The following is a 12,393-nucleotide window of genomic DNA, read 5'->3' as shown; positions in this document are numbered from 1 at the left end:
ATGCTGACTCCTCTCCCTCATCGCGGCCGGGTGCTTTTCGCGGACGACGACCGGGCCGCGCGCGAGGGGCTGGCCGAGATGTTGCGCCGGCTGGGGTACACCTGCGAGTGCGCCGTGTCGGCGGCGGATGCGTTGCAACAACTCCGGGCCGCGCCGTATGACGTGCTGATTTCCGACATCCACATGCCGGGCAACACGGCGCTCGAGCTGGTAGAAGCGGCGGTGCAGGCGGTGCCCGGGCTGCCGGTGATCCTGCTGACCGGACGTCCGTCGGTGGACACCGCCGCCCGGTCGGTGCGGCTGCCGGTCACCGCGTATCTCACGAAGCCGCCCGATCTCGCCGAGATGACCAGCGTGCTGGACCAGGCCGTGGCGGATTACCGGGATCTCGTCCTGATCCGGGAGGGCCGGCAGCGGTTGCGCGACTGGGAGCGGGAGCTGGCGCAGATCGAGCAGCTTTCCCGGCAGGCGCCGGTTGACGGCGGCGGGCGGATGGAGGATTTCATCCGGGTGTCGCTGCGGCAGGCCATCCTGCTGCTGGCGGACCTGGAGCGGGCCACGCAATCGCTGGACCGGCGGGCCTCGAGCCGGTTGCGCGAGGTGGACCATGTGGCGGCGTTGCGGCGCACCGTGGAGGTGCTTGAGCGCACCCGGCAGAATTTCAAGAGCAAGGATCTTGCCGACCTGCGCCGCCAGCTGGAGCAGCTGCTGGAACGCGAACCGGGATCGGGCGACGGGATTTGAAGGGACGGTCGGGGCGAGGCGGTTGAAGCGAGCCCGGATTTGGCAATCCCGCCCGACAACAAGGCGTGGGGGTGGGCGAGGTAAATTTTTGCTCAAGCGCCGGGCGGATGTGCCGTTAGGGGGCACAGCAGGCCCGCAACCCGGTTGCAGGCAGCTTTCTCCGGCAGGACATACGGGCCTGTCAGTCGAAGGCACAGTCACACCATGTCCTCTCGGGGACCCGGTGCGCCTGTGCCTTTTGCTTTGGGCCCGTTCCTTCCTGCCGGGAGGGTTGCCGCCTTCCTTCCTCCACGCTCCACCATGAAATTCATCACCCAACGCGGGCTCAATGCCCGCATGCTCGTCTCGATCGGCCTGGCGGTTTTCGCCGGGCTCACCGTGCTCATCAGCCTCACCACGCTGCGCGTCGTGCAGAGCGCGCGGCGGGACGCCTTTGCCCTCAGTCAGGCCACCGCCGCCCGCATCGGTGCGGACATGGGGAACCGGCTCGGCTTTGCGCTGGGCACGGCCCGCACGCTGGGCGAGGCCCTGGAAGGTCTGCACGCCGAGGGGCATCCGTCTCGCGCGCAGGCCAATGCCATGCTGCGCGGCAGCCTCGCCGCGAACGCGGACTACATCGGCGTGTGGACCCTGTGGGAGCCCGGCGCCTTTGACGGTCGCGACGCCGAGCACGCCGGCCAACCCGGGCATGACGGCACCGGCCGCTTTATCTCCTACTGGAACCGCGGCAGCGGCCAGATCCAGGTTGAGCCGCTGGTGGATTACACCGTCGAGGGGGCCGGCGATTACTACCTGATCGCCAAGCGCACCAACCGCGAAACCATCCTCGAGCCCTACCTCTACAAAGTCGCCGGGAAGGACGTGCTCATGACCAGCCTGGTCGTCCCCGTGCAGGGGCCCGACGGGGCCTTCGCCGGCGTGGTCGGCGTGGATCTGCCGCTCGAAAAGCTCGGGGCCGAGATCGCCCAGGTGAAGGTAGGTGAGACGGGTTATGCCGCGCTGATCTCCAACCGCGGCCTTTATGCGGCGCACCCGAAGAGCGAGCGCCTGGGCAAGCCCATGGTCGACACCGACGCCTGGGTGCAGCCCTTCCTTGGCCACGTGCAGCGGGGCGAGGCCTTCGCCACCGAGAGTTTTTCCCGCACGCTCGATGACAACACCTTCCGTTTTGGTGCGCCGGTCCGGATCGGGACGGCGGACACCCCGTGGGCCGTGAGCATCACCCTGCGCGAGAGCGAGGTGCTGGCCGCGGCCCGGCGGCTGCGCAACACGATCGTGCTGACGGGCGGGCTCGTCCTCGCGGGGGTGTTGGTCGTCGTCTGGTGGATCGCCCGCGGGATTTCGCGCCCGGTGCGCGACATTGCCCAGCAGCTCGGGGCCGGCGCGGATGAGATCACCGCCGCCTCCGGCCAGGTGTCCAGCGCGGGCCAGAGCCTCGCCGCCGGCGCCAGCGAGCAGGCGGCCTCCCTCGAGGAGACCAGTTCCTCCCTGGTGGAACTTTCCAGCATGACGAAGCGCAACGCCGAGCATGCGGCCACGGCCAAGGCCCTGGCGGCGGAGACCCGCGCGGCCGCGGACGCCGGGACCACCGATATGGAGAAGATGGCCACGGCCATGGCCGACCTGCAGAAAACCAGCAAGAGCGTGGCGCAGATCGTGAAGACGATCGACGAGATCGCGTTCCAGACGAACATCCTCGCGCTTAACGCGGCGGTCGAGGCCGCGCGCGCCGGCGAGGCCGGGGCCGGTTTCGCGGTCGTCGCCGAAGAGGTGCGCAACCTCGCGCAGCGCAGCGCCAGCGCCGCCAAGGAGACCGCCGCCACGATCAGCGAGGCCGTGCGCATGAGCGAACTCGGCGTCGGCATCAGCGGCAAGGTCGCGACCGGCTTCGGCGGGATCGTCGAGCGCACCCGCCGGCTGGACGGCCTCGTGGCTGACATCGCCCACGCCTGTCAGGAGCAGAGCGAGGGCATCGTCCAGATCAACGCCGCGGTTGGCCAGATGGACAAGGTCACCCAGGGCAACGCCGCCGGCGCCGAGGAAAACTCGGCCGCCGCGGAGGAGCTCAACGCCCAGGCCGTCACCCTGCGCGGGTGCGTCAACGACCTGCTGCAGGTCGTCAATGGCGCCGGCGCCGCGGGTGCGGTCTCCGCGCCGGAGGTCATGCGCCCGGCGCCGGCGGTCTTCCGCCGCGGGAGTACGACCAACGATTTCTTTGCGGACCAGCCCGCGCCGGCGCTGGCCGGAAACTCCCGCCACGCCGATGACTCCGCCTGACGCCATGGTCCGGTCCCGGATCCTCCTGGTGGAAGATGATGCCATGCTCGCCCGGACGCTCGTGGAGCTCCTGCAGCGCTCCGACTATGAAGTCGCGCTGGCCAAGCAGGGGCGTGAAGCCATCGAGCGGCTGGCGCGCGAGCCGTTCGCGCTCGTCATCAGCGACATCTTCATGCCCGACAGCGACGGCTTGGAATTGCTGGACCATATCCGCCGGCTGCCGATGCGACCCCCGGTGTTGGCGATGTCCGGCAGCAGCACGGCCCGGATCGGGGGCATGCTGAAAGTTGCCGTTGCCCTCGGGGCGACCCGGACACTGAGCAAGCCCTTCACCCCGGCGGAATTTTTGTCCACCGTCGGGCAACTCGTCGGGGCGGAGGTCAGGCGCGGGTCGCCAGCAGCGAGGCCAAGTCCAACGGCGCCGTGACCATGGCCAGTTCCCCGGCGGGGGTGCGGGGCCAGGCGTTTTCCGGACGGTCCCAGTACAGCTCGACGCCGTTCTGATCCGGATCGCGCAGATAAAGGGCCTCGCTCACACCGTGATCGCTGGCCCCGTCAAGCGGCACGCCCGCGGCGACGAGCCGGCGCAGGGCGTCCGCGAGGTCCGCGCGGGTGGGGTAGAGGATGGCGGTGTGAAACAGGCCGGTGCTGCCGGGCGGCGGCGGCCGGCCGCCCAAGCTCTCCCACGTGTTGAGCCCGAGGTGGTGGTGGTAGCCGCCGGCCGAGATGAAGGCCGCCTGCGTGCCGTAGCGCTGCGTGAGGGTGAAGCCCAGCACGCCGCAGTAGAAATCGAGCGCGCGGGCGAGGTCGGCGACCTTCAGGTGGACGTGGCCGATGCGGACACCGGCGGCGAGGGGACGGGGAGCGGTCATGGCCACAGGGTGGGGGAATGGGAAAAAAACGCAAAAAATCTCCCGGCCGCTTTTATCACTGGTGAAACGCCCGGCGCGAAACACGGTGGTTCCCAGTCCCGCCGACCATGGATTTCAGCCCTGCCCCTGCCGGCCGCGCCGGCTTGCCCGTCACGCCCCTGGACGTATTGTTCGTGGATGATGACCGGGAAATCGCCTCGGTGATGAGTGAGTATCTGCGGCGCAGCGGCTACCAGGTGGAGAGTGCCGCGGACGGCGAAGTCGCCCTGAAGATCCTGCACCGCCGGGCCGTCGCGGTGGTGGTCACCGACATCCAGATGCCGCAGTTGGACGGTTATGAGCTGATCATGAAGCTGCGGGAAAGTCCGTTCCGGCCGCGGATCATCGCGATGTCGGGCAACCCCTCGAAGATCGGTCTCGATTTTCTGAAATCCGCGCAGCAGCTCGGGGCGGACCGCGTGCTGCCCAAGCCCTTTGTCCCGCAGAGCCTGCTGAAGCTGGTGGCGGAGATCCTCGGGCCGCGGCCGCCGGTGGCGGCGAACAACGCTTAATCGCGGACCGGTTTGCGTCGATAAGGGACGCGTCCACGCCGTTGCGACCTGGTTGCGACGACGCGCCCCATCGCCGCCCTCGGATCAGCGCCCTGACGATCCTCCGGTCCCCCGGAGGGCACCCGCCACCGGCCGATGATCCGGGGCGAGCGCCGGGGGTGATACGAACCAAGCGGGATTGCCGCAAAAAGGCGCAATAATGCTTTTATTTGGTCCCGAAAGTCTTCCGTGCGCTGATAGGCGCTTGGGGAGCTTAATCCACTGACGGATTCTGCGCCTTTTTGCGGCCAATAATGTATTGGGTTTTGTCTCTGAGCTTAGGGTTGCACCCGGCGGGGGCGGTGCCCAAGTTGGCCCGTTCCCATGGCTGCTCTCCTCACTTTGCTCGACGTCACCCTCCACTTTGGCGGTCCCGCCATCCTGGAAAAGGTCAACTTCCAGGTCGATCCGGGCGAGCGCATCTGTCTGATCGGGCGCAACGGGGCGGGCAAATCGACGCTCATGAAGGTGATCGTCGGCGAGATGAAGCCCGACACCGGGGATGTGTTCCGTCCGTCCGGCGCGGTCTACCGCCGGCTCACGCAGGAAATCCCGTCCGATCTCGCCGGTACGGTTCATGACATCGTCTACGGCGGCCTGCGACCCAACGACGACCATCATGAGGAGGACTGGGAACGCGACGTGCGCGTGGAGGATCTGATTGCGGCGATCCGTTTGCCCGCGACGCAGGATTTTGCCGCGCTGTCGGGCGGCCTCAAGCGCCGCGCGTTGCTGGCGCGGGCGCTGGCCGGCCAGCCGGACCTGCTGTTGCTGGACGAGCCGACCAACCACCTCGACCTCGAGTCCATCCTCTGGCTGGAGGAGTTCCTGCTCGAGAAGAAGCCGACGCTGCTCTTCATCACCCATGATCGCGCCTTCCTGCGCCGGATCTCCACGCGCATCGTGGAACTCGACCGCGGCCGGCTGGCCGGGTGGGCCTGTGACTACGACACGTACCTGGTGCGCAAGCAGGAGGTGCTGGAGGCCGAGGAGCGCCAGCGCGCGTTGTTCGACAAGAAACTCGCCCAGGAGGAGGAATGGATCCGCCGCGGCGTGAAGGCCCAGCGCTCGCGCGCGACGGCCCGCATCAACGCGCTCAAGGACATGCGCGCCCAGGCCCGCGCCCGCCGCGACCGCACCGGCACCGCCACGATCAAGCTGGCCGAGGCCGAGCGCTCCGGCGTGAAGGTCGTCGAGGCGGAGAACGTCAGCTACGCCTACACGGCCGGCGGCCCGCCGGTGATCCGCGATTTCTCCACCATCATCCGCCGCGGCGAGAAGATCGGCATCCTCGGGCCCAACGGCGCGGGCAAGACCACCCTGATCAAGCTCCTGTTGGGCCAACTCACGCCCACCGGCGGCAGCCTGAAGCACGGCACCAACATGGAGATCGTCTATTTCGACCAGTTGCGCGCGCAGATCGACGACGACAAGACCGTCGCCGACAACATCGCGAACGGCAACGCCACGGTCACGATCGACGGCCGCTCGCGGGCCGTGATCAGCTACCTGCAGGACTTCCTGTTCGACCCGACCCGCGCGCGCACGCCGGCCCGGGTGCTGTCGGGCGGCGAGCGCAACCGCCTCCTGCTCGCGCGCCTCTTCACCAAGCCGGCCAACGTGCTGGTGCTGGACGAGCCGACCAACGATCTCGACGCCGAGACGCTGGACCTGTTGGAGGACCTGCTGGTGGAGTTCCAGGGCACGCTGCTGCTGGTGAGCCATGATCGCGAATTTCTGGACGAGGTCGTCACGAGCACGCTCGTGTTCGAAGGCGACGGCCGCATCGGCGACTACGCCGGTGGTTACACGGACTGGGTGCAGGACAAGGCGAAGCAGGCGGCGCGGGCGCTGGCGTTGACGAAGGTGGAGCCCGCACGGAGCGCGGGTTTGGACGAGGTTCCCCCCAAGCCGACGCGCAAGCTCACGGGCAAGGAGCAGAAGGAACTCGAGACCCTGCCGGCGAAGATCGAAGTGCTCGAAAAGGAGCAGACGGAGCTGGCGGCGAAGCTCGCGGATCCGGCGTTCTACAAGGCGCAGGCGGCGAAGTTCGCCGAGGTGAAGGCGCGTCTGGAGACGGTCGAGCGCGAGCACTCCACGGCGTTTGCGCGCTGGGAAGAGCTGGAGAAAATGAAGTAAGAAGTAAGAAGTAAGAAGGAAGAAGGAAGAATTAAGAAAGGGGCCGCGCGGGCTCGTTTTCTTCCTTCTTACTTCTTAATTCTTACTTCCGCTCAGTCCTGCCGCAGTTGGATATCCGCGATCCGCCTTCGCCCAGGCTACGGCGCGATAGGGGGTGAGGTGTTCGCGGGCAGATCAGGCTAGTCTTGGCGTAACTGGATGTCCGCGATCCGCCTTCGCGAGGCTACGGCGCGATAGGAATGGCTGATTCCGAGGGCAGATCGGGTTAATCCTGCCGTAGTTGTATGTCCGCGATCAGGCGGTGGCCGGAGCAGTCGAAGTGGAAGACATGGCGGATGGCGCCCTTGAGGCCGGCCACGGAGAGGCTGTCGCCGCGCACGATCGTGGGGAGCGTGAGCTTGCAGGGGAAGCCGACGTTGCAGAGGGCGTTCTTGAAGCCGCCGACGGTCATGTTGGTGATCTCGCCGACCACGTCCTTGACGGCCTCGTCGCCGGTCATCTCGACCTCGGCCAGGCTCATGCCCAGCACGCGGGCGGCGGCGTCCTGGGCGAAATCGTCGGGGATGCAGAGGTACACGATCCCGTCGATCACCCCGGCGAACCCCACGCTGCCGAAGACATGGGGCTTTTCCTTGAAGCCGTCGTAGCCGGTCACGGTGGATTTCTCCACCAGCCCGGCCTCCTGCTTGAGCATGGTCACGCAGACGTTGCGGACGGCGCGCACGATGGAGTCCTGGATGAGGGAGTCGGAAATGGTGGAGACGGCGGTGGCCATGCGGATGAAGAGAGGGTACCATCCCTTTATCGGTCCGGGAACGGGGGGCTTGAGCCCGATAAAGGCCGCATAACCCGAAGCTTGCCGCAGGAGGCCGGGCCGCTACGCCTCCGGGATGCTGCGACACCTCTTGCCGGGCCTTGGGATGTGTTTTTTCGCGGCCAGCGCCCTGGGCGCCCCTGCCATGACCCCCCTTGCCGCCTCCGCCACCGCCTTTCAGTACGAAGGTCGCCTCGACCGTGCCAATCCGTCGCAACCGGTCCTGATCTGGGCCGGGAGCCGGGTTAGGGTGGATTTTGAGGGCCCCGTACTGGCGGTGGTTTTCGGGACGGCCACGGGGCAGAGCTATTTTGACCTTACGGTGGACGGGGTGACCGAGGTGGTGGCGGGTTCGGCCGGCCGGTATGTCTGCCCGCACGGACTCGGGACGGGGAGGCACCGGCTGGAACTCCTCAAGCGCTCGGAAGCCGACGCCGGGCAGGTGGCCTTCCACGGCGTGGAATTGGCGGCCGGTGCGCAGGCCTGGGCACCGGAGCCGCGGGCGTACCGATTTCGCATGGAGTTTATCGGAGACTCGATCACGGCCGGGGCCAACAACGAGGATGGTGCCGTGGACCAGTGGGAAGACCGGCGGACGCACAACCACGCGTTGAGTTACGGCTATCTCACTTCGCAAGCGTTCGGGGCGGATCACCGGGCGATGGCGGTGAGCGGGATGGGGTTGTGCGAGGGTTTTGTGCCGATGGTGGCCGGCGAGGCGTGGGACAAGGTCTACCCGCGGGACAATCCGCGCCGTGCGGATCTATCCGTGTGGGTGCCGGAGGTCGTTTGCGTGAACCTCGGCGAGAACGACGCGGCCTTCACTCAGGCGAACGGGCGGCCGTTCCCGGCGGGGTTCACGACAGCTTATGTCGCGCTGATCAAGGCCGTGCGCGCGGCTTATCCGGCGGCGCACATCGTCCTGTTACGCGGCGGCATGGCGGGCGGCGCGACGAACCCGGAACTGCGCGCAGCGTGGGCGGCGGCGGTGGGGGAGCTCGAGGCCGCCGACCCCGCGATCAGCCATTTCGTTTTCCAGCATTGGACGGAGCAGCACCCGCGGGTGCGTGACCACCGGGTGATGGCGGCGGAGCTGACGGCGTGGCTGAAGGCGCAGGGGTGGATGGGGCCTCATATCTGAGCGAGCCAAGTAACCACAAAGGCCCGAAGGGTTCGGGTACTCTTTGTGTCTTCGTGCCTGGGTGGTTCAAATCGGCATGACAAGCATGCTTGACAGATGACAAGGATGCTTTACATCGAGCGAATGCACACCGCCTCCAATACCCCCGATGTTCCCGCGCCAAAGATGCGACCCTTCTTCAAGTTTCTTTTGTGGAGTGTGCTGCTAAACGCGTTCTGTGCGGTCGGCGCGCGGGGCATGCTCAGACATTACGATATCATGGGCTGGCTAAGGGTCCCCCTCGCCCTGACTCCGTTGCTCCCTTTTGCCTACGGCGTGTACTGCTATCATTCTGCGACACGCGGCCGCCGCGATGAGCTTGAACAGCGCATTGTCAGCGACGCGGCCGCGGCCGGTTTCTTCGTACTCTTCCTCATGCTCACTATCGCCGGCATGTTACGCTCGGGTGGGATACTGGCGGATTTCGCCTGGACCCCCGGGGTGTGGGAGAAAGCGATGTTGATTTCCCTCGGCGCCGGCTGGGTATGGTCAGTGCGACGCTATCGCTGAATCATCATGAAAAATCGCCTCAAGGAACTCCGGGCTGCGCGCGAGTGGTCGCAGGGCGACCTCGCCGAGAAGTTGGCCGTGTCACGCCAGACGATCAACGCGATCGAGACCGAAAAATACGACCCGAGCCTGCCGCTGGCCTTCAAGATCGCGAAACTCTTCAAGTGTCCGATTGAGGACATCTTCACCGACCGCGGCTGACGCGTCGCCACCCCCAACCCCCGATTCTTATGGAAAACCACTCACTCAAATATCTCTACCTGACCCTGGCCGCGACCACGGCCGCAGGCAGCCTGTATAACCCGGATTTCCGGTGGTCCGGTGCCTCGGTCATGGTCGCCACCTGCCTGATGGTGGTCTTCTTCTCCCGGGAAAAGGAACAGGACGAGCGCGTCGAACAACTGAAACTGAAGTCGATCCGGCTGGCCCTGCCGGTGTCGGCCGTCGCGGTCTTTGGGCACGCCTTGCTGGTCAAGCTGACGCGCGGCGGCCAGCCGGGCCTGCGGTATCTCTCGGCCTTTGACCTCCTGATCATCGCCATGGTGATCGCGCTGGGCCTGTACCATGGGTGGCGCTGGCAGGATGGGCGGGAGATTCGACCCGAATAGCACGATTGCCTGTAAGTAATCGCGGCGGGCGGCATCTAACAGGGCGCACCACCCATGCAGGCCGCCGAACAACATCTCCTCTTTGAGCGCTGGCTGGCGGAACACGCGGCGGTGTTGCACCACGTGGTGAACGGATTCGCCGAGGGGACGGACCGGCACGACCTGATGCAGGAGCTGTTGCTCGCGGTGTGGCGGGCGGTGCCGGCTTACCGCGGCGGGGCGCAACCCTCGACCTTCATCTATCGGGTGGCCCACAACACCGCGCTGACCTGGAAGCGCACCGAGCGGAACTACCGCCGGCAGGTGGACCGATTCGAGGCCGATGCCTGGCGCGCCACGCACGCCGAGCCAGCCGCAGGGATCCGGGAACGCGAGGCGCTCGAACTGCTTTACGCGCAGATCCGCCGGCTCCCGCCGGTGGACCGGTCCCTCATCTTGCTCCACCTCGACGGCGTCAGTTACGCCGGCATGGCGGAGATTCACGGCCTCACCGAAAGCAACGTCGGGGTGAAGCTGAACCGCCTGAAACAGAAACTGACCGACGCAATGGAGGAAATGTCCCATGAACTTCGCTGACATCGAAAACACGTGGCGTTCGCCACACAACCGGCCGCCTGCGGCCCAACTGGAGAAACAAAAAATGGAATTCGTCGCCGACCTGCGCCGCCGCCGCCGCGGCAATCTTATCTTTCTCGGGCTGATCCTCAGCCTGCTGCTGTTCATGACCGGCAAGGTCGTGCTTCAGGTCATCTGGTCCGACCCGGCGCTGAACCGCGTGGACCTGGCCCGGGAGTGGGCGATCATCCCGTTCTTCGCGCTGCCGTGGATCGGCTGGCTGCTCATGGTGCGACTGCACTGGCGGCACCACGTCAGGCACCCGCACAGCGATGCATCGATCAGCGCGAGTGTGGCGGCATTGCTCGACGAGAACCGGGCGGAGCGCGCGCGTTACAAGTTCATCGCGGGACTGCTGGTTACCAGCGTGTTGATGCTACCGATCATCGTTTACCAACTGATGGAGGTTGGCAAAGCCGGCCGTGAGATCGTGATCCCGGCACTGGTGATTTATCCCGCCTATGTGGTGGGCATGCTGATTTGGAGCTGGTTCCATCATCAACGGAAGTTACTGCCGCGAAAGACCGAGCTCGAGGCGCTGCTCAAGTCCTACGATTGAGCGTTTGAAGTCACCCAGGCATTAACCGCGAAGGACGCGAAGATTCGCGAAGGGCAAACTGGGGTGGAGGGTGGGTTTGGTCGGGGCTTCTCGCTCCTCCGCGTTCTTCGCGGTTCTAATTCATCTGTTCGTGTGGTTCCGTTTGCGAATTGGCCGCGGACTTGCTCTTTGGGGCGCTTCATGGCCGAAACCAATCCCTCCGCGTCCGCTCCGCAGCCTGTCCCGCCGCTGCGGCAACCGGGCCGGGGACTGGTGTTCATCCTCGGGGCGCTGACGGTGATCGGGCCCTTTGCGGTCGACATGTACCTGCCGGCCCTGCCGGCGATCGGCTTGGATCTGGGCACGGATGTGGGTGCGGTGCAGCAGACCTTGTCCATCTACCTGCTTGGGCTGGCGGCGGGGCAGGCCTGCCTCGGCCCGATCGTGGACCGCTGGGGGCGGCGGGGACCGCTGCTCGTTGGCCTGGCTTTTTTCGTGCTGGCGAGCGTCGGCTGCGCGTTGGCAGAGTCGATGGCGGCGCTGCTGGCGTGGCGGCTGGTCATGGCGCTGGGGGCGGCGGCGAGCATGGTGGTGCCGCGGGCGGTCGTGCGGGATCATTTCAACGAAACGGACTCGGCGAAGATGTACTCACTGCTGATGGTGATCCTCTCGGTGTCACCGGTCTTCGCGCCCTCGGTTGGCGGGCTGTTCCTCGACTGGACGGGCTGGCGGGGGATTTTCTGGATGCTCGTCGGGCTCGGACTCGCCTGCGCGGCGGCGGTTTTCTGGTCGTTGCCTGAGACCGCGCGGCGGACGCCGCCCGCGTCCGGGGGCATCGGCCAGGCGTTCCGGACGTATGGCCGGCTGTTGCGTGACCGGCGGTTCATCGGCCCCGCCTTGGTGGCGGGCTTCATGGTCGGCGCGGTCTTCTGTTACCTGGCGGGCTCGGCGTTTGTGCTGATCGAGTTGCACGGCCTCAGTCCGAAACAATACGCGCTGGCCTTCGGTTTTGTGGGCCTGGCGCTCATCTTCGCCTCGCAGCTTAACCGTCTGCTGCTGCGGCGGTTTGCGCTGCGGGCCATCCTGAACGGGACGCTGGTGGGTTTGGCCTTGGTCGGCCTGGCCCTGCTGGTCACCGGGGTGACGGGGTGGGGTGGGTTGCCGCTGTTGTTGGTGTTGTTGTTCCTGAATCTGTCGGCGGGCGGATTGATCTCGCCCAACATCGCGGCGATCGTGATGGCGCCCTTCGGCGAGGTGGCGGGCAGCGCCTCGGCGCTGCTGGGCACGATCCAGTTTGGCGTCGGCGCGGGAGCCGGGGCGGTGGTGGGGTGGTTGCACGACGGCACGGCGCGGCCGATGACCGGGATGATGGCGGCCTGTGCGTTTGCCAGCGGGGTGGTGTGGTGGACGATGGGGCGGACGCGGGGCAGGCAGGCAGAGTGAGGGGGCGTTCTACAAAGAGAGCAGTTGTCGCTTTGATGTCGCGGCCACCGCGGCAATCGTGTC

14 protein-coding genes are annotated in these 12,393 nt (G+C 66.5%); 12 read left to right on the top strand and 2 right to left on the bottom strand.

Annotated elements, in window-relative coordinates:
• The 3 genes from Verru16B_RS01955 to Verru16B_RS01945 all read left to right on the top strand — a co-directional run bounded on the left by Verru16B_RS01955 (position 1) and on the right by Verru16B_RS01945 (position 3,448).
• Positions 1–744: a response regulator gene (locus Verru16B_RS01955; RefSeq protein WP_069960714.1), complete on the top strand. Its 744-nt coding sequence runs from the start codon at positions 1–3 to the stop codon at positions 742–744.
• Between the two features lie 300 nt (positions 745–1,044).
• Positions 1,045–3,021 (top strand): methyl-accepting chemotaxis protein, encoded by a 1,977-nt coding sequence (locus Verru16B_RS18520; protein ID WP_069960713.1) that lies wholly within the window; start codon positions 1,045–1,047, stop codon positions 3,019–3,021.
• Entirely contained in the window at positions 3,008–3,448 is a 441-nt protein-coding gene (locus tag Verru16B_RS01945) for a response regulator (RefSeq protein WP_069960712.1), read from the top strand. The genes Verru16B_RS18520 and Verru16B_RS01945 overlap by 14 nt, the downstream gene beginning before the upstream one ends.
• On the opposite strand, the gene Verru16B_RS01940 is transcribed toward Verru16B_RS01945, so the two are convergent.
• Positions 3,402–3,893: a VOC family protein gene (locus Verru16B_RS01940; RefSeq protein ID WP_069960711.1), complete on the bottom strand. Its 492-nt coding sequence runs from the start codon at positions 3,891–3,893 to the stop codon at positions 3,402–3,404. The genes Verru16B_RS01945 and Verru16B_RS01940 overlap by 47 nt on opposite strands.
• A 107-nt stretch (positions 3,894–4,000) precedes the next feature.
• On the opposite strand from Verru16B_RS01940, the gene Verru16B_RS01935 reads away from it, so the two are divergent.
• Entirely contained in the window at positions 4,001–4,444 is a 444-nt protein-coding gene (locus Verru16B_RS01935; RefSeq protein WP_069960710.1) for a response regulator, read from the top strand.
• Positions 4,445–4,807: 363 nt separating this feature from the next.
• Positions 4,808–6,622 carry an ATP-binding cassette domain-containing protein gene (locus Verru16B_RS01930; protein WP_069960709.1) on the top strand — a complete coding sequence of 605 codons (1,815 nt, stop codon included), beginning with the start codon at positions 4,808–4,810 and terminating at the stop codon, positions 6,620–6,622.
• A 265-nt stretch (positions 6,623–6,887) separates the two neighbouring features.
• Here the strand turns inward: Verru16B_RS01930 and Verru16B_RS01925 are convergent, their stop codons facing one another.
• On the bottom strand, positions 6,888–7,397 hold the full coding sequence (locus tag Verru16B_RS01925; protein ID WP_069960708.1) for a chemotaxis protein CheX: 510 nt from the start codon (positions 7,395–7,397) through the stop codon (positions 6,888–6,890).
• A gap of 184 nt (positions 7,398–7,581) precedes the next feature.
• Between Verru16B_RS01925 and Verru16B_RS01920 the strand changes: the two genes are divergently transcribed.
• From Verru16B_RS01920 to Verru16B_RS01890, 7 genes are all read left to right on the top strand, one after another.
• A complete protein-coding gene (locus Verru16B_RS01920; protein WP_157772131.1) occupies positions 7,582–8,577 on the top strand; it encodes an SGNH/GDSL hydrolase family protein in 996 nt (331 codons plus the stop codon).
• 123 nt (positions 8,578–8,700) lie between these two features.
• On the top strand, positions 8,701–9,126 hold the full coding sequence (locus tag Verru16B_RS01915) for a hypothetical protein (RefSeq protein ID WP_157772128.1): 426 nt from the start codon (positions 8,701–8,703) through the stop codon (positions 9,124–9,126).
• A 6-nt stretch (positions 9,127–9,132) separates the two neighbouring features.
• A complete protein-coding gene (locus Verru16B_RS01910) occupies positions 9,133–9,327 on the top strand; it encodes a helix-turn-helix transcriptional regulator (RefSeq protein ID WP_069960705.1) in 195 nt (64 codons plus the stop codon).
• 29 nt (positions 9,328–9,356) lie between these two features.
• Positions 9,357–9,734, top strand: coding sequence for a hypothetical protein (locus Verru16B_RS01905; protein WP_069960704.1), 378 nt, complete (start codon positions 9,357–9,359; stop codon positions 9,732–9,734).
• Between the two features lie 54 nt (positions 9,735–9,788).
• Positions 9,789–10,310, top strand: a complete 522-nt coding sequence (locus tag Verru16B_RS01900) for an RNA polymerase sigma factor (protein ID WP_069960703.1) — start codon at positions 9,789–9,791, stop codon at positions 10,308–10,310.
• Entirely contained in the window at positions 10,297–10,908 is a 612-nt protein-coding gene (locus Verru16B_RS01895; protein WP_069960702.1) for a hypothetical protein, read from the top strand. The genes Verru16B_RS01900 and Verru16B_RS01895 overlap by 14 nt, the downstream gene beginning before the upstream one ends.
• Positions 10,909–11,088: 180 nt before the next feature.
• The gene (locus tag Verru16B_RS01890) at positions 11,089–12,330 is read left to right on the top strand and encodes a multidrug effflux MFS transporter (RefSeq protein WP_069960701.1); all 1,242 of its coding nucleotides are present in this window, start codon (positions 11,089–11,091) and stop codon (positions 12,328–12,330) included.
• Positions 12,331–12,393: the final 63 nt, after the last annotated feature.

The organism is Lacunisphaera limnophila (assembly GCF_001746835.1).
GTDB lineage: Bacteria > Verrucomicrobiota > Verrucomicrobiia > Opitutales > Opitutaceae > Lacunisphaera > Lacunisphaera limnophila.
This window is presented reverse-complemented; position numbering and strand designations above follow the sequence as displayed.